Raw genomic sequence first — 21,565 nt, forward strand, 5'->3', positions numbered from 1 at the left:
AAAATAGCAAAGGACTAGCTTGGAATATTTTTTAAATACAATAGGTTCAATAAATGATGAAACACGAATTAAGATTTTAAGATTCATAGATATAAATGGTGAAGTTTGTGTATGTGATATAGAAACTTCATTTGACATGATTCAATCAAGAGTATCAAGACACCTAAAGATTTTAAAAGATGGTGGTTTTTTAAATCTAAGAAGAGAAGGGCGATGGGCATATTATAGTATTAGAACTCCAATGGATATGTTTAGACAATCAATTATTAAAGAGATAAGTTACTTGGAATTAGACATTCCAACATTAGAAAAAGGGTGTGAAGTATGATTTTATCAATATCTATTTTTTTAATAACTTTAATATTTGTAATTTGGCAACCAAAGGGATTACAAATAGGAACAACAGCTGTAATTGGAGCAATAGTTGCTTTAGTTTTACAAGTGGTTAGTTTAGATGATGTTTTAGTAGTGACAGGAATTGTTTGGGATGCTACTTTAGCTTTTATTGGAATCATTATTTTATCTATGGTTTTAGATGAAATAGGATTTTTTGAGTGGTGTGCAATCAAAATGGCAAAACTATCAAAGGGAAATGGACATTTAATGTTTGTTTATGCCTTAGTTCTTGGTTCTTTTGTATCAGCACTATTTGCAAATGATGGAGCAGCCCTTATTTTAACTCCTATTTTATTAGCAAAAATGAGAATTTTAAAGTTAAATGCCAAAACAATTTTAGCCTTTTTATTAGCTGGTGGATTTATAAGTGATAGTGCTTCTTTACCTTTTGTATTTTCAAATCTTACAAATATAGTAACAGCAAACTATTTTAATATAGGATTTATTCAATATCTATCAAATATGCTTATTCCTTATATTGTTAGTACTTTTGTTTCAATTATTGTTTTATGGTTAGTCTTACGAAATGATATTCCAAAAATAATAGATACTAGCTTACTTAAAAATCCAGATGATGTTTTAAAAAATAAGATGTTATTTAAATTTTCTTGGTTTTTCTTAGCTTTACTTTTAGTTGGTTATTTTATAGGAGATAGATATGATTTACCAATCTCACTTTTTGCCTTAGGTGGCGCTCTTATATTTTTAGGTATCGCTAGTTATACAAAATCTGCTCGTGCTTGGCTTACAATAAAAACTGCACCTTGGCAGGTTGTTTGGTTTAGTATTGGACTATATATAGTTGTTTATGGTTTAAAAAATGCAGGACTTACTGATTATTTAACTGTTATTTTAAAAGATTTAAGTACTCATAGTGATTTTGTAGCAGTGATGGGAACAGGATTTATCAGTGCCTTTTTAAGTGCTATTATGAATAACATGCCAACTGTTATGATAATGGATATAGCACTACATGATGTAGGAAATCAAACTTTAGCTTATGCGAATATTGTAGGATGTAACTTAGGACCAAAGATGACACCATTTGGTTCCCTAGCAACTTTACTTTGGCTTCATGTTTTAAGTCAAAAGGGAGTGAAAATTGGATTTTGGCAATATAGTAAATTTGGGCTTATAGTAACGCCACCTGTACTATTTATAGTTTTATTAACACTAATATAAAAGGAAAAAATAATGAATAAAAAAGTATTAATTTTGTGTACAGGAAATTCTTGTAGAAGTATAATCGCTGAAGCTTTGGTAAATAGTAAACTTGAAGGAATCAGTGCTGATAGTTCTGGTGTAAAAGCTAGTGGAAAAGTCAATGCAAATGCAAAAAAACTACTTGAAGATAAAGGTATGTGGAAAGAGGAGTATCATTCTAAGACTTTAGATACAGTTATTGACAATGAGTATGATTTGATAATTACTGTTTGTGATCATGCAAATGAGACTTGTCCTATGTTTCCAAAACCTGTTAAAAAAATACATGTAGGTTTTGAAGATCCAGATGGAAAAGGTTTTGAAGCTTTTGAAAGTACTTTTAAAGAAATAGATGAGGTTTTATTACCTAAAATCATCGAGGCTTTGAAATAGATGTTTTATTATTGGGAAAAGTTAGTTGATTTTTTTGTTTATAGTTTTTTAGGTTTAAACAAAACAGACCACTTAGCAACTTCTCTTCACTTTTTTATATTTGATACAATCAAAATATTTATATTATTAATAGTAATTATATTTTTAGTCTCATATTTAAGAACTTGGTTCAATGTAGAAAAAGTAAGAGCTTATCTGCAAGGTAAGTCAGAATTTACAGGAAATATTTTAGCAAGTCTTTTTGGAATCATAACTCCCTTTTGTTCATGTAGTGCTATTCCACTTTTTTTAGGATTTATACAAGCAAGAATTCCTTTAGGTGTTACATTTTCTTTTTTAATATCAGCTCCATTAAATAATGAAGTTGCTATTGCTATGTTATTTGGCTTATTTGGTTGGAAAATAACAGCTATATATATTGGTTTTGGGTTAGTTGTCGCTATAGTTGGAGGTTTTGTAATAGGAAAACTAAATATGGAAAAATATATTTTGCTTGATATAAAGCCTATGGAAGGATGTTGCGAAAATCCAACTATAAGTTTTGAAGCAAAAGAAAGAGTAAAAGAGGCTTGGGATTATACTGTTGACATATTTAAAAAGATATATCTTTATGTGATAATAGGTGTAGGAATTGGAGCTTTTATTCATGGATATATTCCAACTGATTTTATTGCAAAATATACAGGTGGAGATGCTTGGTATACTGTACCGCTAGCTGTAATTTTGGGAATCCCGATGTACTCAAGCGCAGCTGGGGTAATGCCTTTAGTTGAAGTTCTAACTTCAAAAGGTATGCTTTTAGGAAGTGCTTTAGCTTTTATGATGGCTGTTACTTCACTATCTTTGCCAGAAGCTATGATATTAAAAAGAGTTTTACACACTAAATTGATACTACTTTTTTTTAGTATTGTTGGTTTTGGGATAATTTTAGTTGGGTATGTTTTTAACAGTATCATCTAAAAAGTTTAGTGATAAATAAGGCTAATTATTGTTTAATATAACAATAATTACAAAAGGAACTAATATGGAGTGTGAATTTCCAACGGTTAATTCAAATAATGAAGAGATAAAAGAGATATTTAGTAATACTAAAACAATAGCAATTGCAGGACTTTCTCCTGATACTAGTAAAGCTAGTAATATGGTTGCTAGGTATTTACAAAATGCTGGTTTTAAAATAGTACCAATTTATCCAAAAGAAGAGACTATATTAGGTGAAAAGGTTTATAGAAGTTTAGAAGAGATACCTTTTAAAATAGACATGGTTGATATATTTAGAAAACCAGTTGCAATAGCTTCTGTTGTAGATGCTTGCATAAAAAGAGGAGATATTGATACTGTATGGACCCAGTTGGGGCTTGTAAATAATGAAGCTGCTAAAAAAGCAGAAGAATCAGGTATGAAAGTAGTACAAAATAAATGTACTAAAATAGAGCACGCGGCTCTGTTTTAAGTTTACTTAGATGTTTTAAGTGTGGATTGTTTAGCAATTCTATTATTGCAACAGTTCCACTTTTATCATCTGTTCTATTTTTTAATGTAATATTAGCACCTAAAGCATCAGCTGCATTTTTTGCTAAAAATAATCCAAGTCCTGCACCACTTTCTTCCCCAAATCTCTTAAATGGAGCAAATAAATCCATAGATTCATCAATACCAATACCTTCATCAGTTATTGTTAATACGGCTTTATCATTTATTCTATCTAGTACTATTGCTATACTTTTATCTACGGGTGTAAATTTAATAGCATTTTGCATAAAGTTTTGTAGTATTTGATTAAATAGTGTAGGTTGAATAGAAGTATAAAAGTTATTTACACTTGCATAATATGTTATTGTTATTTTTTTCTCAGCACTTAACATTCTAAAGTCATTTGCTTTTCTTTTCATATATTGAACTAAATCTAACTCTTCTGCTTTTTCAAATTGAGCACCTTCTTGTCTACCTATATCTAAAATAGATGAAATCATTTTATTCATATCATTTATTTGTTGTATATTTAGTTTTAAAGTTTCTTGATATTTTTCTGGTTCTCTTTGCTTCATAAGAGTTACTTCATTTTTTAATTTCATAACAGCAAGAGGAGTTTTGAGCTCATGGGCAGCACCAACAAAAAGTTCTTTTTTAAACATAACAAAAGTCTGTATTCTATTTGTAAGTTTATTAATAGAGTTTGCCAATGGATGAAATTCTATTGGTAGTCCATTTTTATCTATTTTTGTTAAATAGTTTTCATTCATATTTGATAATTTATCAGTTATTTGAATAATTGGTCTTAAAAGGGTCTTAGATACTGTAAATGCATATAAAACAACCATAATCAATCCACCAATAGAGAGTAATATTACATTATTAAATATCTTATTAAGCATTGAGATTGCATAGTCAACATTTTTTATTATTTTGATAAATTTGTGATTTTTAAGATCAAATGGATATAAGATTTCAATATAATATTTATCATCTTGTCGATAATCTTTGTATTTAACTTCTGTAAGATCTTCTATCGTAACAATATCTACAATAATTCCAGAGTTTGTAATAATATTAAAGTTATCTTCTGTTTGTTCGTTATTGACACTTATTTGGTAGATGATTTTGGCATCATTGAAAAGACTTTCTTTGATACCTTCATAAATTGTAGCTTTTGTATAACCGTAAAATAAAAATGAAAGGGTGATTATAAAAAGTGAAGTAGCAATTATAAGTTTTTGATAAAATTGCTTATAAATGCTTTTGAAATTCACTTTTTAATTCTCTTTAATTAAGCTGTAGGTTCGTCATCAGTATTTGGATAACAGAATCTATAACCTCTTCTTCTAATTGTTTCAATTGTAGAGATATTTAATGGTTTGTCCATTTTTTGTCTAATTTGATTGATTGCAACTTCAATAACATTTGGAGTAACTAATTCTGGTTCTTCCCAAATAGCATCAAGTAATTGTTCTTTTGAAACAATTTGATCTCTATGTCTTGCTAAGTGAGTTAATACTTCAAAAGGTTTACCTTTTAATTCAATCTCTTCACCAGCATAAAGAATTTTTTCTTCATCAGGATTGATTGATAATTCATCAATTTCAATTATATTTGTTCCACCAAATCTTAATCTTGCTTCAATTCTTGCAAGTAAGATATCAAAATCAAATGGTTTTTTAATATAATCATCAGCACCTGCTTTTAATGCTTCGATTTCACTATCTTTATCATCTCTTGCTGAGATAATAACAACTGCTGTTCTGCTACTTCTGTTTTTAACAATTTTACATAACTCAATTCCATCACCATCTGGTAACATCCAGTCTGTTAATATTAAGTCATAATTTCTGATATCTATAAAATATTCTGCATCTTTATAGTTTTCTGCTGAGTCAACTTGATAACCAAAATCAGTCAAGCCCTCTTGCAGTGTTCTGTTAAGCGTAATTTCATCTTCGATAATTAAAATTCTCATTTATGTCCCTTACTTTCTTATGTTAAACTTAAGTTTAATTTAATTTTCGCGAATTATATCATAAATAATTTCAAATTTAAAGGGTTTTTAAGGAAAATTACTAAATTTCTTTTTAGGGCACATATATATGATGGGTCATTAACTATATATTAATAAAAAATTGGTAAAATATCTTTTATAACTAATTTAAGGATTTTATATGAGAAAAACGATTTTAAGTATTGTTACAGCTTTCGCATTGACAGCTACAACATTAAGTGCAGCTGAAACTTTCGCATCTGTTAATGGTGAAGATGTAACAACACAAGATGTTGCGCAACTTTTAAGAGGACAAAATGTTCAATTTGAAAATCTTCCAAAAGAGACAAAAGATAAAGTTATTAGTCAATTAATTGAAAAAAAACTATTAACACAAAAAGCTGTTAAAAGTGGTATAGAAAAAGATGAAAAATATAAAGATGCATTGTCAAAAATTAAAGAAGACTTAGCATTAGAATTATGGATGCAAAAAGAGTATTCAAAAGTAAAAGCAACTGATGCAGAAGAAAAAAGTTTTTATGATAAGAACAAAGAGAAGTTCAAAACACCTGATACTTTAGAAGCTAGTCATATTTTAGTTAAAACTGAAAAAGAAGCTAATGATGTTATTGCAAAACTAAATATTGCAAAAAATAAAAAAGGTTCGTTTGAAGAGTTAGCAAAAAAATTCTCAATAGGACCAACAAAAACAAAAGGTGGATATTTAGGAAAATTCCAAGCTAAACAAATGGTACCTGAGTTTTCAGAAGCTGCTTTAAAGTTAAAAAAAGGAGAATACACTAAAAAACCAGTTAAAACTCAATTTGGTTATCATGTAATTTATTTAGAGAACAAAGAAATCTCAAAAGTGTTACCTTTTGATAAAGTAAAAGATAACATAGAAAAATTAATTGTTCAAGAAAAATATGCCAAAATTATAAAAGAAGAAGTTGCAAAACTTAAAAAAGATGCAAAAATAATTATTAAGTAATAGGAGAAAAAATTTGTCAGTTTTAGATATTGTTAAGCCTGGTGTTTTAAGTGGTAGTGAAGCACATAAACTTTTTGAATATGCAAAAGAGAACTCTTTTGCAATACCTGCTGTTAATGTTGTAGGTACAGATTCAGTAAATGCTGTTTTAGAAGCTGCTGCAAAAGTTAATTCACCAATTATTATTCAGTTCTCAAATGGTGGAGCTGAATTTTTTGCTGGTAAAGGTTTAAAAGATAATAATGCAGGAATATATGGTGCTATTTCAGGAGCTATGCATGTTCATGCTCTAGCAGAAGCATATAAAGTACCTGTTATTTTGCATACAGATCATGCTGCTAGAAAACTTTTGCCTTGGATTGATGGTTTAATTGAGGCTGGCGAGTCATTTTATTCAAAACATGGAAGACCTCTTTTTACTTCCCATATGCTAGATCTTTCTGAAGAGAGCTTAGAAGAAAACATTAACACTTGTGTTAAATATTTCAAAAGAATGAAAACTATTGATATGATGATTGAAATAGAACTTGGAATTACTGGTGGGGAAGAAGATGGTGTTGATAATAGTGATGTTGATAATGCTCTACTTTATACGCAACCAGAAGAAGTGTGTTATGCCTATGAGCAATTAAAAGAGGTATCACCTCATTTTACTATTGCTGCATCTTTTGGCAATGTTCATGGTGTTTATAAACCAGGGAATGTTATGTTAAGTCCTAAAATCTTAGATAACTCTCAAAAATACATTTCTGAAAAATTTAATCTTCCTGCTAAATCTGTAAACTTTGTATTTCATGGTGGATCTGGTTCTTCTTTAGAGGAAATAAGAGAAGCTATTGAATATGGTGTAATTAAAATGAATATTGATACAGATACTCAATGGGCTTTTTGGAATGGTGTACGAGCATTTGAAGCTAAAAACCATGACTATCTACAAGGACAAATTGGTAACCCAGATGGGGAAGATAAACCAAACAAATCTTATTATGATCCAAGAAAATGGTTAAGAGCTGGAATGGAATCAATGATTGCAAGATTAGAAATTGCATACACAGATTTGAAAGCTTTAAACAAAAACTAATGTATAAAAATATATAATCCCAAGCTAGTTTACAGACTAGCTTGTGTGCCGCTATGGTGAAACTGGTAAACACGCCGGATTCAAAATCCGGTGACCTCGGTCTTGTCGGTTCAAGTCCGACTAGCGGTACCACCACACAATCTAAAAAGCTCTAATAAACCTTGAAATCCAACTTTAAAGAGAATAATAAAAATACAATAGAAGTAATTGTTCCCAAATATCTAAAAATAAAAATTATAAGTAAACTATTTGAAAAGAGGCAGAAAATACTAGTTTTAGTAGTATTTTATTGGAAGTAAGAAAAAACTATTTATTCTATTTTCCCTCCCATATTTTCAGCATATTGGTCTCCCCATTTTCTCATTGTTTCAAATATCTCAACAAGTCTTTCTCCATGAATTGTAAGTGAATATTCAACTTTAGGTGGAACTTCTGGAAATACAACTCTTTTTATTAGGGATACTTCTTCTAGAGATTTTAGCTTTCTATTGATTGTTCTTTGTGAAGTATCTGGAATTCTTTCGGATAATTCACTAATTCTCAATGGTTTAATTGATAAATTCCAAAGTATTAGAAATTTCCATTTATCATCAACTATCTCCATAGGAATATTGCATGAACATTTATATTGTTTTCCATTTAGTTCAATCATGTTTATCCTTTTTTATATTTTAACTAATAATTTAAAAAAAGTCAATTACGACATAAAAGTCATTACTTGACAATAATGTCACAATTGGATAATATTCCAGAATTAAAAAAAGGAATGAGAATGAATAAAAAAAATAGTTATTTTAAATTTTTAAAATATTCACTAGTATCTATTATTTTTAGTAGCGTATTAACTGGTTGTTTTGCAGGAAATGATGAAAAACAAGTAATGGAAAAACAAGTAGTAGCTCCAATGCTTGTTTCAGTGTATAAAGTGCTTTTACAAGATATACCAATTAACTTGGAATATCCTGCAAAAATTAGAAGTGTTAAACAAGTTAATATTGTAGCAAGAGTTAGTGGAATTTTAGAAAATAAACACTTTAAAGAGGGAAGTTTTGTTAAAGAAGGTAAGTTGTTATATCAAATTGATTCTTCTCGTTATGGAGCTTTGCTTAAAGAAGCTCAAGCTCAAAAAGAGGTTGAAGAGGCAAATTTAAAAGTAGCTACTAGAAACTGGAATCGAATTAGCAAGTTATTTGTACAAAATGCAATAAGTCAAAAAGATAGAGATGAAGCCTTATCAAGTTATGAAATAGCAGAAGCTAAGTTAAAGTTATCACAAGCAACTTTAAAAAAAGCGCAAATTGATTTTAATTATACAAACGTAAAAGCAACAATTAGTGGTATGACAAGTTTTAATGCACAAGATATTGGTAGTTATGTTGGGAATAATAGCGAAACTATGACATTAACAACAATTACACAGATGGATCCTATTTATGCTGAGTTTTCTTTACCTGATATTGATTTACTTAAAAAAAGATATGGCTTAAATAATGGTACTTGGAATGATATTGCTCAAGCGAAATTGGCTGTTCACATAATAATGCCAGATAATAGCGAATATAAAGATATTGGTAGTTTAGATTTTCTTGATAGTTTTGTTGACAATGAAACATCTACAATAAAAGCAAGAGCAACATTTTCTAATAAAAGTAATACTTTAATTCCAGGATTATTTGTAAGAGTAGATATAAAAGGTTTGATTTATAAAGGTGCTATCGCTATTCCACAAAAAGCACTACTTCAAGATGCTTTAGGCTCTTATGTATTAGTTGCAAAAGATGGGAAAGTTGTTAAAGTTGATGTCAAAGTTGGTAGTACATATAAAGATAAATATATTATTGATAGTGGTTTAGAAAATCAAGATTTAGTAATTACTAATAATCTTACAAAGTTACGTCCAGGTGTACTAGTAAGTGCATCGACAATTAAGGAATAAAAATGTTTTCTAAATTTTTTATTAACCGTCCAATCTTTGCTACGGTTTTATCTTTGGTGATTATTATTGCAGGTTTAATGGGTATAAGAGGTTTACCAATTGAAGAATATCCCCAAGTAATACCTCCACAAGTTACAGTTCAAGCTACTTATAATGGAGCAAGTGCAGAAACTATTTCTAAAACAGTAGCTGCTCCAATAGAACAACAAATTAATGGTGTTGAAGATATGATTTATATGTCTTCTACTGCTTCATCAGCTGGTACATTACAAATTAATGTTTATTTTAAAATTGGTACAGATCCAGATCAAGCTGCTGTTAATGTAAATAATAGAGTACAAGCTGCTTTGGCTAATTTACCAAGTGAAGTACAAACTCAAGGGGTAACTGTTCGTAAAAAGTCTGAATCTATTATAGAATTTATTGCTTTGCAATCTCCAAATAATTCTTTTGATCAAATTTATATGGCTAATTATGCTTTAGTTAATATTCTTGATGAATTAAAAAGAGTTGAAGGTGTTGGTGATGCAGCGCTATTTGGTAATTATGATTATTCAATGCGTATTTGGATGAAACCTGATCAATTATCTAAATTTAATCTTACACCAAATGATGTGATTTCAGCTATATCAGAACAAAATTCACAATTTGCAACAGGAAGATTTAATCAAACACCTTCTAAATCAACTCAAGCATTTACTTACACTGTTACTACTCAAGGTAGATTTGATAAGGTAAAAGAGTTTGAAAATATTATTTTAAAATCAAATAAAGATGGTTCAACTCTTCGAATTAAAGATGTAGCAAGAGTAGAACTAGGTGCTAAATCTTATGACGTTACAGCAACACTTAATGGTAAACCAATGGTACCTATTGGAATATTTTTACAATCAGGAGCAAATGCTTTAGGTACTGCACAAAGAGTTGATGCCGTTATGAAAAAATTATCAAAAACTTTTCCTAAAGGTTTAGAATACAAAGTGCCTTATGATACTACAAAATTTATTAAAATATCTGTCCAAGAAGTGGTTAAAACGCTTTTAGAGGCATTATTATTAGTTGTATTAATTGTTTATCTTTTTTTACAAAATATTAGAGCAACTATTATTCCTGTTATTGCTATTCCTATTTCTATTATTGGTACATTTGCAGGAATGTATGTACTTGGGTATTCAATCAATCTTTTAACACTTTTTGGATTGGTTCTGGCTATTGGTATTGTTGTGGATGATGCTATTATTGTTATTGAAAATGTTGAACGAATTTTGCACACAAGACGTGATATCTCAGTTAAAGATGCCACTATTCAAGCAATGAAAGAGGTAACTGGACCGGTTATTGCTATTGTACTTGTTCTTTGTGCTGTATTTATTCCAGTTACATTTATGGGTGGATTTACAGGGTCAATGTATCAACAATTTGCAGTTACAATTGTAATTTCAGTTGTAATTTCAGGTATGGTAGCCTTAACATTAACTCCTGCTTTATGTGCAATTTTTTTAAGAAAACATGAACCCAAACCATTTTGGTTTATGAGAAAGTTCAATGAATTTTTTGATCGTCTTACTAATATGTTTACAAAAGGTGTGAGTAATGTAATTCGTCATGGAGTTATAAGTATTATTATATTTGCTGCCTTGATGGGAATTACATATCAACTTTTCCAAAAAGTGCCATCAAGTCTTGTACCAATGGAAGATAAGGGTTATTTAATTTCTTTTGTTAATTTACCACCAGCTTCTACTTTAAGTCGTACACGTGATGTTATGAGTGAGGTTGACAATATAGCTTTAAAAAATAAAAACTTGATTGATTCAGTTGTTATTTCAGGATATGATTTTATTAGTGGAGCAAGAAAAACGAGTTCAGCAACAGACTTTCTTATATTAAAAGATTGGGATGAAAGAAAAGATTCTGCTCAACACTCCATAGAGTTAAGTAAAGTATACAATGGTGCTTTTTCACAAATTGCAGCTGCGAGTATCTTTACGGTAAATCCACCTCCAATTTTTGGACTAAGTCTTACAGGTGGATTTGAAATGTATTTACAAGATAGAACAGGTGGTTCGTTAAATGACTTAAATGGTGTTGTTCAAAAAGTAATCGATGCTGCAAGAAAACGACCAGAATTAACTATGGTAAGAAGTACACTAAACACAGCTGTTCCACAATATGAAATGACACTTGATCGTGAAAAAGCAAAATCATTAGGAATTTCTATTAATGATGTATTTAGAACACTTCAATCAACTTTTGGTACATATTATGTAAATGATTTTAATTTATTTGGTAGAACATATCAAGTAAATGTTCAATCAGATACAGATTTTAGAGAAAAACCTGAAGATATGAAAGATGTATTTGTTAGATCAAATTCTGGGAAATTGATTCCTATTAGCTCTTTAGTTAAATATAAACGTAGCATTGGACCTGATGTTGTTGATAGATTTAATGTATTCAGCGCAGCAAAAATTGTAGGAGAACCTGCGCCTGGATATACATCAGGAGATGCTTTAAAAGCTATAGAGGAAGTTGTTAAACAAACAGCACCACAGGGTTATGTTCCTGCTTGGGCTGGAACATCATTTCAAGAAAAGGCGATGAATGGAAGTGGAACGCAAGCCTTCATTTTTGGTATTGTATTTATTTTCCTGATTCTTGCAGCTCAATATGAAAGATGGTTAATGCCACTTGCAGTTGTAACTTCTGTGCCATTCGCAGTTTTTGGTGCAATCTTGGCTGTTTATATGAGAGGGTTAAGTAATGATATTTACTTTCAAATTGGACTATTAGTATTGATTGGATTATCAGCTAAAAATGCCATATTAATTATTGAATTTGCAATGCAAGCTCAAAAAAGTGGTAAATCAGTTTTTGATGCAACCCTAGAGGCAGCACGTTTAAGATTTAGACCCATTGTTATGACTTCACTTGCTTTTACTATTGGAGTTGTTCCTTTAGTAATTAGTTCAGGTGCAGGAGCGGGGAGTAGACATGCTATTGGTACAGGTGTTCTTGGAGGAATGATTGCAGCAACTTGCATTGCAATATTTTTTATTCCACTTTTCTATAATTGGTTAGCTCGATTAAATACAAAATTTACAAAAAAAGGAAAAAAACATGATGAAGAATAATCTTATACTTTTATCTTTAGTGTCAGTGCTTCTTGCCGGGTGTTCTTTATCTCCTAAACTTGAAGTTCCAAAAATGGATTTTCCACAAGAATCTAGTTTAAATTCAAATGAAAATAAAACTTTAATTGATAATACTTGGTGGGAAAAGTATAAGGACAAAAGACTTTCGTTATTAATAGATGAAGCTTTTAAAAATAACTATAATCTACAAGAGACAATGTTAAATATCTCTTTAGCAAGAGCAATTTTAACAAGTAGTACTTCAGATAGATATCCAAGTCTTAATCTTGGAGCGGATGGGGAAAAAACAAAAACTAGTGCAAATACATTTCAAAATAGTAAACATAATACTTATAATAACTTTTCATTAAGTGGTGTTTTAAATTATGAAGTTGATTTATGGGGAAAAGTTAGAGAAGCCCAAAAAGCTTCAAAAGCTTTATTGATTTCTTCTTATGCTCAAAAAGATACAGTAAAATTAGCACTAGCTTCAAATGTAGCAGATAGTTATTTTATTTTAATCAGTTTGTATGAAAAACTTGATGTGATACAAAAGGCAGTAAATGCAAAAGAGGAGAGTTTAAAAATTTCTAATAGACAATACTCTTCTGGTATAATTATTCAAAATATTTTATTTCAGAAAAAAGCAGAGCTTAATCGAGTTAAATTATTAAAAAATGAGATTAAACAATCAATTAATTTGCAAGAGAGTGCTCTTGCTACATTGATTGGTAAATCTCCAAAAGAGATTATAAATTTTAAAAATGAAAATTTTGCAAAAAAATTGCCTAATGATATTGTTGTACCTTCTAATTTATCATCTGATATTTTAAATAAACGACCAGATATTCAAGAAGCCGAACAAAAATTGATAGCAACTAATTCTCAAGTTGGTGTTGCAAAAGCTGAATATTTTCCTTCAATCTCATTATCTGGAATTTTAGGATATGAAAGCCTTCAATTAACTAGTTTAGTAGGATCCAAATCTGGAACTAATAGTTATGGTGGAAATATTTCTATGCCATTTTTAAATTGGGGGAAAGTTAATGCTAATGTACGAACAGCTAAAACAAATAAAGAATTAGCAATATTAACTTATAGACAAACAGTTCAATTAGCATTTCAAGAGGTTTATGATGCTTTAAATATAAGACATTCATTATCAGAACGATTAGTGCAACAAATTAGTTATGAAAAAAACTTAGAGGAGATTTATAAAATTTCACAAAAACAGTATGAGAATGGTTATTCTGATTATATAAATCTTAAAGATGCGGAATATGATTTTCTTATAGCTCAGATTGATACTATAACAACTAAACAAGCACTCTTAAGTTCAGGATTAACTGTTTATAAAAGTTTAGGTGGAGGATGGAATAAAAATTCTTTTTTTAAAGAAGTAAAAGAATAGGATATTTAAAAAGAATATTATCCTTTAAAAAAATAAAATTGATATAAAATTAAGAAGCTATTATCTTCTTAATTTATATCAAATTTAAGTACTTTTACAATTTATTTTAAATTTTCTCCATTAGTGATAAAAGAAAATGCTTTATTTCCAGAATTATTTACCATAACAGCTTGGATAATTGGATTAGATAAAGTTTTTGAACCTTCCCATTCCACAATGAAGTTTGCTCCTGAACCACCTCTTATATCATTTAAATCAACAACAAAATCAATTGAAGCCATAGGGTTTAATTCATGAGATTTTGAAACATATGATTCTAGAAGTTCACCTTGTGTACTATAATAAGATATTTTTTTTATCCACATATTTTGTTTAAAATCTGTATTTCTAACACTAAGTGTAATACCCATTAGTTCATACTTTTCATCAGATGTATAAACATGAGAATATACAGGAACATATACAGTTTCATGTCTATCTATGTCTGATGTAATTCTTTCAGAAGGATAGAAGTGTGTGTATTCTTTTGGTTTCTTTTTATTGTTTTCATTTTCTGTGCAGCCAGTTGCAAAAAAAGTATATAAAAGTATAATTGAAATTATTTTTAATAAATTAAGTCTATTTTTCAAGTTTAAACTCCTTGGAATAATTTAAAACTATTTAATTCTAGCAAGAATATGATTAACATATATACTAATAGTAAGCATAAATTAAAAATAAGAAGTTTAGTGTATTAATTTCCCCAAATTAAGTGTTTTTCTTTTGGTTGAGCATAAAGGTAACCTTGTGAATAATCTATACCTAAATCAATAATTAATTGAGCAAGTTTTTCATTATCAACAAATTCTGCAACAGTTTTAATACCATTAATTTTAGAAAACTCTACAATTAGTTTGATAATATTTATGTTATTTTGGTTATTTACAAGGTTTTGAATAAGACTACCATCTATTTTTAAATAATCAGGTTTTAGTTTTAATATATTGTTCCAATTAGAGTATCCTGAACCAAAATCATCTAATGCAACTTTTGTACCATATTTTCTTAATTGATTTGTAAATTGAATCAAAAATTCATAATCCATTATATTTTCTGTTTCTAAAAATTCTATTGTTAGTCGATTTGCAACATTTGGGTGTGATTCAAGCATTTTAAATATAAATTCATTTGTGTGTTGATTTATAACATCAATATAAGATAAATTTATTGAAAATTCATCTGTAAGATCCTTAAAGTCATTGAATGTATGCTCAAAAATATTTCTTGTAATTTTATGATAAAGTTTAAACTTCTTTGCCACATCTATAAACAAATAAGGACTTAATAAAGTCCCTTTTTCTTTTATTCTAACTAAAGCTTCATATTTATATGTTAATTTGTTCTTATTATCATAAATTGCTTGGTAAACAGGAATTACTCTTTTGTCCTTAAATCCATTTTCTAAAGTAGTTAACATTTCTAATGAATCTGATTTCATATCAATATTTTCAGTATAAAGATAAATGCTTTTATGAATACTATTTCGGGCATATCTTAACGCAGAAAGAGCAGTGAGATATTTAGGTGTTTTATCTGAATAGGCAAAATTTAAGTGAATAGTGAATTCATTTTTATCAAGAAGGAAAGACTTTTTTTCAAATAGAAGTTTTATTCTTTTTATAGAATGTTCAATATCATTTTCATTACAGTAAAATGCAAATTCATCTCCATAAATTCTATAAAGATTTACTTCTAAATTTTCTTTTACTATGGAGTTTAATTCATTTGAAATCATTACTAAAAGTTTATCAGCTTTTTTAAATCCAAGATACTTATTAAAAACACCAAAATCAATAACATTTAAAAGTACTACATAATTATATTCTCTGTCATCAACATTTAAAAATGCATTTCTATTTTTTAATTTAGTAAGAGAATCAATTTCATTTACTGCAATAAGTTCTTTTCTAATTTTCTTTAAATCTTTAAGTTTTTTAAGTGCGTAAAGTGAAGATGCAATTAATATAGAAATAAAAACTAAAAAGAATTCATCTACACTATATTTTTCATAATCACGAGTGAATTTGTATATATTTTCAAATAAATTAAGTTCAATTAAAATGGGAGAAATTATTAAAATTAATAAAATAAGAATTATTTCATCAGAATATTTTTTTATCATATGGTGCCTTGATTCGATATTATCGAAGTTTTTTGTTTATAATAGCAAAAAAAAAATAATTTCTTTATAAATAAACTAAAAAAATAATTATTTTATCTATTCATTTGAAGTTTGTTTTTCCGTTATTAATGCTAAATTATTTAAGTTATATTTTTGCAATAAGTCCAAAACTTTTACTACTCTTTTATATTGAACTTTTTCATCAATTCGAATTATTAGTGGCTTTGTTTTATCTTTTATTTGTTTGAGATTGTCTTCTAATGATTCAAATGACACTTCTATTCCTTTTATAGCAAGTTTTGTAGGTGAAAGTTCTATAAATATCTCATCCTTTGAGACTTCAGTCTCTTTAGCATTTGATTTTGGTAAATCTAAAACTAAAGCTAATTCTTCTTTTTTAAATACAGAAGTAACTATAAAAAATATGAGCAAAATAAACACCACATCAATAATGGGTGTTAAATCCATACCTAAAGACTCTCTTCTTTTCATGATTTAACAATCTCTTTTTTTGCTTTTAATTCTATAGAATCTATTTGTGAAATAAAATGATTATAAGCAATATGATGTGGTATAGCAACAATAAGTCCAGCAATTGTAGTAATCAAGGCAATAGAGATACCATTAGAAAAAATACTTGGATCTCCTAGTCCATTTTTTGTAATTGCTTCAAAAGATTTAAATACTCCATAAACTGTACCAAGAAGCCCTAAAAGTGGAGCTATAGAAGCTATATTTTTTACATAAGTTAAACCAGTCTCTAATTTTTTTACTTCATATTCTATTTGGGCATATATTGTAAGACCATTTTGAGTATTTACTTTATCTCTTATTTTTTTAACCATGGCATTTTTTCTTGGAAGTGTAAAGAATTTCCAAATAATAATAGTAAATCCTATTATGTTTAAAAAAATAAGAATATAAACAATAACACCACCCTTATCAACATATTGCATTAAATCCATTACTTACTCCAAATTTTTTAGTTATTTTAGTATAATAAGTTTAATGGAATATATAAACTCAAGAATTGATTCAATAAATTTTCAAAATCATCAAGTTTTTATTAAAAGAGATGATTTATTAAGTAAAGAGTTCTCAGGTAATAAAGCAAGAAAATTTTACTATTTTTTAAACAAAGACTTTAATGGTATTAAAAAAATCATCTCTTTTGGTTCCCCCCAAGCAAACTCTTTGTACTCTTTGTCTGTTTTAGCAAAAATAAAAAATGTAAAACTAGATTTTTATGTCTCTCACATAGCTTCTTTTTTAAAAAAGAATCCTCAAGGAAATTATAAAGAGGCATTAAAAAATGGTGCAAATATAATAGAAATACAAAAAGATGATTTGTCAAGTCAAGAGTATGTAGAAAAAGAAATTTTAAAAGATGAAAAAGATTTTGCATATATAGAAGAGGGTGGAAGAGTAAAAGAAGCTGAATATGGAATAAAGATATTAGCCCATGAAATAAACACTTGGATAAAAGAAAATAAAAAAGAAAATTTAAAAGTGTATTTGCCTAGTGGTACTGGAACAACAGCACTTTTTTTACAAAAACATTTAGATGTAGAAGTATTAACTTCTCCTTGTGTAGGTGATGAAAACTATCTTAAAAAGCAGTTTTTGCAATTAAATAGTGATGAAATCAAACATCCTACAATAATAAAAACTAAAAAAAAATATCACTTTGGAAAGCTTTATAAAGAGTTTTATGAAATGCATTTAAATCTTTTAAGTCAAACAAATATAGAGTTTGATTTACTTTATGATAGTTTAGGTTGGCTCACTTTGGTATCATCAAAATATTTTAATGAAAGTGAAATTTTGTATATACATCAAGGCGGAATTTTAGGTAATGAAAGTATGGTAAGTAGATATAAAAACAAATATCTTTAAGTTTAAATCTACTAAAATAGTGAATAATGAAAATAAATAAATTACTATTAATATTATTATTCTTTTATTCTGCTCTTTTTTCTAAAGAATTAGAGAAAGTATCCCTTCAATTAAATTGGAAATATCAGTTTGAATTTGCAGGTTTTATAACAGCATATGAAAAAGGTTATTATAAAGATATCGGACTTGATGTAGATATAAGAGAATTTACAAAAGATACAAATATAATAGATGATGTGACAAATGAAAAAGCTGATTTTGGTATTTTTGATTTATCATTATTTGAATATTACAATGATAAAAAACCTCTAATGCTTTTAGCAAATTATATGAAAAAGTCTGGTTTAGTTTTTGTATCAAAACAAGATATTATTACTCCATATGATTTTAAAAATAAAGTTATAATGGCAAGTAAAAACGAATTAGAGAAATCTGTTTTATCAGAATTGCTAAAAAAATTCTCAATCAAAAAAAGTGATTTTAAAAAGATTGAGCCACATCATTTTTCATCAGAAGATTTTTTAAATGGCAAAGTAGATATTATAACTGCATATTTATCAAATGAACTATACGAAATCAAAAAGTCAAAAATACCATATAATATAATCGATCCTTCAAATTATGACTTAGCTACTTTTAGTCTTAATTTATTTTCACTAAAAAGTACAGTAGATAAGAACCCTGAACAAATAAGAAAATTTATTGATGCTACAAATAAAGGTTGGGAATATGCCTTTAGTCATAAAAAAGAGATTGTAAATATCATTTATTACAAATACTCAAAACTAAAATCAAAAGATGCCCTATTATTTGAAGCTGATGAAATTGAAAAACTAATCATGCCAGATATATATGACATAGGTAGTATTAGAAGTGAATTTGTTGGAAGCATACTTGAAAAAATAGAAAGTTCTAATTTAAGTAAAAATATTACGAATAAAGATATTGTATTTAAAAATAACTATTACAAAAAGAATGATCTTTTTAACACTAAAAATAAAGAATATTTACAAAATAAAAAGAAAATCAATGTTTGTATTGATCCTAATTGGATGCCTTTAGAAAAAATACAAAATGGTAGATATATTGGTATAAGTAAAGAGTATATGGATTATTTCCAAAGTATATTGCATGTACCAATTATTTTAGTACCCACAAATAGTTGGAGTGATAGTTTAGAAAAATTAAAAGAAAAAAAGTGTGATATTCTTTCCCTTGCCATGGATACGAAAGAGAGAGAAAAGTATATTAATTTTACAAAACCATATATCTCTTCAAATTTTGTTGTTGTCACAAAAAATGATGAGTTATTTGTTCCTGATGTAAAAAAAATCATAGGAAAAAGAAAATTAGCAGTAGTAAAAAATTATGGAATTGTTGATATTTTAAAAGAAAAATATAATTACAATAATATTGTTGAAGTAAATTCAATTGAAGAGGGATTGCATAAAGTACTCTCAGGTGAGGTTTTTGGATATATCGATTGTTTATCTGTTGTTGGATATAAAATTCAAAAAGAGTATACAACTGAACTAAAAATAGTAGGAAAATTTGATGAAGCTTTAGATTTAAGTATTGGGGTTCAAAAAGATGATTTGGAGTTATTGGAGATTTTTAATAAAGTTATAGAAAATATTCCTGAAGATAAAAAGCAAGAAATTCTAAATAAATGGATAAATATAAAGTTTGATAAGGGTATTGATTACTCTTTATTATGGAAAGTTACTATTGGATTTTTAATAGTAATACTTCTGATTAGTTATAGACAAAAAGAATTGATTAATAAAAATAAGAAAATTCAAGAACAAAGAAATAAATTAAAAGAGAGTAATAATCAATTTAAAAGAATGCAAAAAGAGTTAGAACATACTTTAAAAAGTTTTGAAATGCTTCTTAGTTCAACTATGGATTCTATTTTTGTGATTGAAAAGAATATTTGTATAGATACAAATGAAAATGCTTTAAAACTCTTAGGATATAAAGAAAAAAAAGAATTAATAGGAAAAAATATTTTAAACTTTCTTGAGAGTGGTTCAAGACGAGAGATTATAAAAAATTTATATACAAAAGATGAGCCCTTTGAAATAAATATAAAAGATAAAGATAATAATATAATTCCTTCTTTAATAAAAGTAAAAACAACTGCTTTTGAGGGGAAAGCTGTTTATGTTATAAGTCTAATTGATTTAAGGGAAATAAAAGAAAAAGAGATGTTATTTTTCAAACAATCAAAAATGGCAGCAATGGGAGAGATGATTGGAAATATTGCACATCAATGGAGACAGCCATTAAGCGTTATTAGTGCAGTATCTACAGGTCTAAAACTAAAACTTATGGTAGGCAAATATGAGGAAGAAAGTGTTATCTCTTCATTGGATAATATGAATGAATCAGCACAATATTTGTCTCAAACTATAGATGATTTTAGAAATTTTTATAAATCTGATAAAGAAAAGACTCGGGTTACATCAAATTTTATCATTGACAAAAATAAAAATCTGATAATTAGTACTTTAAAAGATAATGCAATTACACTTTTTACAAACAATAAATGTGAAGATTTAGAGATAAATACTTATCTTAATGAACTAATTCAAGCAAGTGTTAATATATTTAACAACGCAAAAGATGCTTTAAACTTAAATAATTTAAATGAAGAGAAATTTATATTTTTTGATGTTTTTAAAGAAGATAAATATTTAGTTTTATCAATAAAAGATAATGCAGGCGGAGTTCCAAAAGACATAATTGATAAAATTTTTGAACCATACTTTACAACAAAGCATAAAAGTAATGGTACAGGTATTGGTTTATACATGACTCATCAGATTATTGAAAATCATATTAATGGAAAAATTGAAGTTAGAAATGAAGAGTTTGAGTGGGAAAATAAAAAATATAAAGGTGCTAATTTCCTTATTTATTTGCCTATCCTTTAAAGTTTTAATTTTATTTAGCTATAATCGCAAGTTATGAATAAAAACAATATTATACTAATCGGTTTTATGGGTGTAGGTAAGGGTACCATTGCACGAGCTTTGTTTAAATCTAGTGGTAGATTTTCTATTGATACAGATGACTTAATAGAGAGTATCACAAAGAAGAAAATTAAAACAATTTTCAAAGATGAAGGTGAATCTTATTTTAGAGACTTGGAAAAACAATGTGCTTTGTGGTTAGAAAAATCAATTACAAACACCGTTATATCAACAGGTGGTGGATTTTATAGGCAAGAAAATATTAAAAATATTGGTAAAGTTGTTTATTTGAAATCCTCTTTTGAAGGTATCTTAAAAAGAATTAATGATGCTCCAAATGCCAAACAAAAACTAGATAAAAGACCACTTCTTAAAAATCTTGATGAAGCAAAAAAACTTTATGAAACAAGAATTAAAGAGTATGAAAAAGTATCTGATGTAATAGTTGATGTGGAAGCTAGAGATATGGAAGATATTATTAAAGAATTAATAAGCAAGTGTGAATGAGGACTA

The 21,565-nt window shown here is 27.7% G+C and carries 20 protein-coding genes and 1 tRNA gene; 14 read left to right on the forward strand and 7 right to left on the reverse strand.

Annotation, left to right across the window (positions count from 1 at the left end):
• The first annotated feature begins 19 nt into the window (after positions 1-19).
• The 5 genes from CRU95_RS07735 (at position 20) to CRU95_RS07755 (ending at position 3,445) form a co-directional block, all read left to right on the forward strand.
• Complete coding sequence (locus CRU95_RS07735; RefSeq protein ID WP_129100573.1) at positions 20-328, forward strand: metalloregulator ArsR/SmtB family transcription factor; 309 nt, start codon at positions 20-22, stop codon at positions 326-328.
• On the forward strand, positions 325-1,578 hold the full coding sequence (locus CRU95_RS07740; protein WP_129100574.1) for an arsenic transporter: 1,254 nt from the start codon (positions 325-327) through the stop codon (positions 1,576-1,578). The genes CRU95_RS07735 and CRU95_RS07740 overlap by 4 nt, the downstream gene beginning before the upstream one ends.
• A gap of 12 nt (positions 1,579-1,590) precedes the next feature.
• Positions 1,591-1,992, forward strand: a complete 402-nt coding sequence (locus CRU95_RS07745) for an arsenate reductase ArsC (protein ID WP_129100575.1) — start codon at positions 1,591-1,593, stop codon at positions 1,990-1,992.
• Positions 1,993-2,952 (forward strand): permease, encoded by a 960-nt coding sequence (locus CRU95_RS07750; protein ID WP_129100576.1) that lies wholly within the window; start codon positions 1,993-1,995, stop codon positions 2,950-2,952.
• A 64-nt stretch (positions 2,953-3,016) separates the two neighbouring features.
• A complete protein-coding gene (locus CRU95_RS07755) occupies positions 3,017-3,445 on the forward strand; it encodes a CoA-binding protein (RefSeq protein WP_129100601.1) in 429 nt (142 codons plus the stop codon).
• Here CRU95_RS07755 and CRU95_RS07760 read toward each other — a convergent pair.
• Positions 3,417-4,742 (reverse strand): HAMP domain-containing sensor histidine kinase, encoded by a 1,326-nt coding sequence (locus tag CRU95_RS07760; protein WP_129100577.1) that lies wholly within the window; start codon positions 4,740-4,742, stop codon positions 3,417-3,419. The two genes, CRU95_RS07755 and CRU95_RS07760, sit on opposite strands and share 29 nt — an antisense overlap.
• 17 nt (positions 4,743-4,759) lie before the next feature.
• Positions 4,760-5,446 carry a homeostatic response regulator transcription factor HsrA gene (gene hsrA, locus CRU95_RS07765; RefSeq protein WP_013134419.1) on the reverse strand — a complete coding sequence of 229 codons (687 nt, stop codon included), beginning with the start codon at positions 5,444-5,446 and terminating at the stop codon, positions 4,760-4,762.
• A gap of 199 nt (positions 5,447-5,645) precedes the next feature.
• Here hsrA and CRU95_RS07770 point away from each other — a divergent pair, with 199 nt between their 5' ends.
• The 3 genes from CRU95_RS07770 (at position 5,646) to CRU95_RS07780 (ending at position 7,668) form a co-directional block, all read left to right on the forward strand.
• Positions 5,646-6,455, forward strand: a complete 810-nt coding sequence (locus tag CRU95_RS07770; protein WP_129100578.1) for a peptidyl-prolyl cis-trans isomerase — start codon at positions 5,646-5,648, stop codon at positions 6,453-6,455.
• A 13-nt stretch (positions 6,456-6,468) separates the two neighbouring features.
• Positions 6,469-7,536: a class II fructose-bisphosphate aldolase gene (gene fbaA / locus CRU95_RS07775; protein ID WP_129100579.1), complete on the forward strand. Its 1,068-nt coding sequence runs from the start codon at positions 6,469-6,471 to the stop codon at positions 7,534-7,536.
• A gap of 47 nt (positions 7,537-7,583) precedes the next feature.
• A tRNA-Leu gene (locus CRU95_RS07780) sits at positions 7,584-7,668 on the forward strand.
• Between the two features lie 178 nt (positions 7,669-7,846).
• On the opposite strand, the gene CRU95_RS07785 is transcribed toward CRU95_RS07780, so the two are convergent.
• Positions 7,847-8,188, reverse strand: a complete 342-nt coding sequence (locus CRU95_RS07785; protein WP_013134442.1) for a helix-turn-helix domain-containing protein — start codon at positions 8,186-8,188, stop codon at positions 7,847-7,849.
• Between the two features lie 120 nt (positions 8,189-8,308).
• Between CRU95_RS07785 and CRU95_RS07790 the strand changes: the two genes are divergently transcribed.
• The 3 genes from CRU95_RS07790 to CRU95_RS07800 are packed head-to-tail and all read left to right on the forward strand — an operon-like array spanning position 8,309 to position 14,017.
• The gene (locus CRU95_RS07790; protein WP_129100580.1) at positions 8,309-9,472 is read left to right on the forward strand and encodes an efflux RND transporter periplasmic adaptor subunit; all 1,164 of its coding nucleotides are present in this window, start codon (positions 8,309-8,311) and stop codon (positions 9,470-9,472) included.
• A gap of 2 nt (positions 9,473-9,474) precedes the next feature.
• Positions 9,475-12,606 (forward strand): efflux RND transporter permease subunit, encoded by a 3,132-nt coding sequence (locus tag CRU95_RS07795; RefSeq protein WP_129100581.1) that lies wholly within the window; start codon positions 9,475-9,477, stop codon positions 12,604-12,606.
• Positions 12,593-14,017, forward strand: coding sequence for an efflux transporter outer membrane subunit (locus tag CRU95_RS07800; protein ID WP_258238658.1), 1,425 nt, complete (start codon positions 12,593-12,595; stop codon positions 14,015-14,017). Before CRU95_RS07795 ends, CRU95_RS07800 begins: the two co-directional genes overlap by 14 nt.
• A 101-nt stretch (positions 14,018-14,118) precedes the next feature.
• On the opposite strand, the gene CRU95_RS07805 is transcribed toward CRU95_RS07800, so the two are convergent.
• The 4 genes from CRU95_RS07805 to CRU95_RS07820 form a co-directional block, all read right to left on the reverse strand.
• Positions 14,119-14,646: a DUF3124 domain-containing protein gene (locus tag CRU95_RS07805; RefSeq protein ID WP_164969748.1), complete on the reverse strand. Its 528-nt coding sequence runs from the start codon at positions 14,644-14,646 to the stop codon at positions 14,119-14,121.
• A 104-nt stretch (positions 14,647-14,750) separates the two neighbouring features.
• Complete coding sequence (locus CRU95_RS07810; protein ID WP_129100583.1) at positions 14,751-16,178, reverse strand: EAL domain-containing protein; 1,428 nt, start codon at positions 16,176-16,178, stop codon at positions 14,751-14,753.
• 96 nt (positions 16,179-16,274) lie between these two features.
• A complete protein-coding gene (locus CRU95_RS07815) occupies positions 16,275-16,670 on the reverse strand; it encodes a biopolymer transporter ExbD (RefSeq protein WP_129100584.1) in 396 nt (131 codons plus the stop codon).
• Positions 16,667-17,143, reverse strand: a complete 477-nt coding sequence (locus CRU95_RS07820) for a MotA/TolQ/ExbB proton channel family protein (protein ID WP_129100585.1) — start codon at positions 17,141-17,143, stop codon at positions 16,667-16,669. Before CRU95_RS07820 ends, CRU95_RS07815 begins: the two co-directional genes overlap by 4 nt.
• Positions 17,144-17,186: 43 nt before the next feature.
• On the opposite strand from CRU95_RS07820, the gene CRU95_RS07825 reads away from it, so the two are divergent.
• Genes CRU95_RS07825 through CRU95_RS07835 form a run of 3 tightly spaced genes read left to right on the forward strand, consistent with a single transcriptional unit; the run spans position 17,187 to position 21,559 of the window.
• On the forward strand, positions 17,187-18,074 hold the full coding sequence (locus CRU95_RS07825; protein ID WP_129100586.1) for a pyridoxal-phosphate dependent enzyme: 888 nt from the start codon (positions 17,187-17,189) through the stop codon (positions 18,072-18,074).
• A gap of 26 nt (positions 18,075-18,100) precedes the next feature.
• On the forward strand, positions 18,101-21,013 hold the full coding sequence (locus tag CRU95_RS07830; RefSeq protein ID WP_129100587.1) for an ABC transporter substrate-binding protein: 2,913 nt from the start codon (positions 18,101-18,103) through the stop codon (positions 21,011-21,013).
• Positions 21,014-21,046: 33 nt separating this feature from the next.
• The gene (locus tag CRU95_RS07835) at positions 21,047-21,559 is read left to right on the forward strand and encodes a shikimate kinase (protein ID WP_258238659.1); all 513 of its coding nucleotides are present in this window, start codon (positions 21,047-21,049) and stop codon (positions 21,557-21,559) included.
• Positions 21,560-21,565: the final 6 nt, after the last annotated feature.

The sequence above is a fragment of the Arcobacter sp. F2176 genome, assembly GCF_004116465.1.
GTDB lineage: Bacteria > Campylobacterota > Campylobacteria > Campylobacterales > Arcobacteraceae > Arcobacter > Arcobacter siniprincipis.

Excerpts from the sequence above, each read along its gene's own strand:
- CRU95_RS07740 (WP_129100574.1), top strand. The coding sequence starts at position 325 with ATGATTTTATCAATATCTATTTTTTTAATAACTTTAATATTTGTAATT.
- CRU95_RS07745 (WP_129100575.1), top strand. The coding sequence starts at position 1,591 with ATGAATAAAAAAGTATTAATTTTGTGTACAGGAAATTCTTGTAGAAGT.
- CRU95_RS07750 (WP_129100576.1), top strand. The coding sequence starts at position 1,993 with ATGTTTTATTATTGGGAAAAGTTAGTTGATTTTTTTGTTTATAGTTTT.
- CRU95_RS07755 (WP_129100601.1), top strand. The coding sequence starts at position 3,017 with ATGGAGTGTGAATTTCCAACGGTTAATTCAAATAATGAAGAGATAAAA.
- hsrA (WP_013134419.1), bottom strand. The coding sequence starts at position 5,446 with ATGAGAATTTTAATTATCGAAGATGAAATTACGCTTAACAGAACACTG.
- CRU95_RS07770 (WP_129100578.1), top strand. The coding sequence starts at position 5,646 with ATGAGAAAAACGATTTTAAGTATTGTTACAGCTTTCGCATTGACAGCT.
- CRU95_RS07785 (WP_013134442.1), bottom strand. The coding sequence starts at position 8,188 with ATGATTGAACTAAATGGAAAACAATATAAATGTTCATGCAATATTCCT.
- CRU95_RS07790 (WP_129100580.1), top strand. The coding sequence starts at position 8,309 with ATGAATAAAAAAAATAGTTATTTTAAATTTTTAAAATATTCACTAGTA.
- CRU95_RS07795 (WP_129100581.1), top strand. The coding sequence starts at position 9,475 with ATGTTTTCTAAATTTTTTATTAACCGTCCAATCTTTGCTACGGTTTTA.
- CRU95_RS07800 (WP_258238658.1), top strand. The coding sequence starts at position 12,593 with ATGATGAAGAATAATCTTATACTTTTATCTTTAGTGTCAGTGCTTCTT.
- CRU95_RS07810 (WP_129100583.1), bottom strand. The coding sequence starts at position 16,178 with ATGATAAAAAAATATTCTGATGAAATAATTCTTATTTTATTAATTTTA.
- CRU95_RS07815 (WP_129100584.1), bottom strand. The coding sequence starts at position 16,670 with ATGAAAAGAAGAGAGTCTTTAGGTATGGATTTAACACCCATTATTGAT.
- CRU95_RS07820 (WP_129100585.1), bottom strand. The coding sequence starts at position 17,143 with ATGGATTTAATGCAATATGTTGATAAGGGTGGTGTTATTGTTTATATT.
- CRU95_RS07825 (WP_129100586.1), top strand. The coding sequence starts at position 17,187 with ATGGAATATATAAACTCAAGAATTGATTCAATAAATTTTCAAAATCAT.
- CRU95_RS07830 (WP_129100587.1), top strand. The coding sequence starts at position 18,101 with ATGAAAATAAATAAATTACTATTAATATTATTATTCTTTTATTCTGCT.
- CRU95_RS07835 (WP_258238659.1), top strand. The coding sequence starts at position 21,047 with ATGAATAAAAACAATATTATACTAATCGGTTTTATGGGTGTAGGTAAG.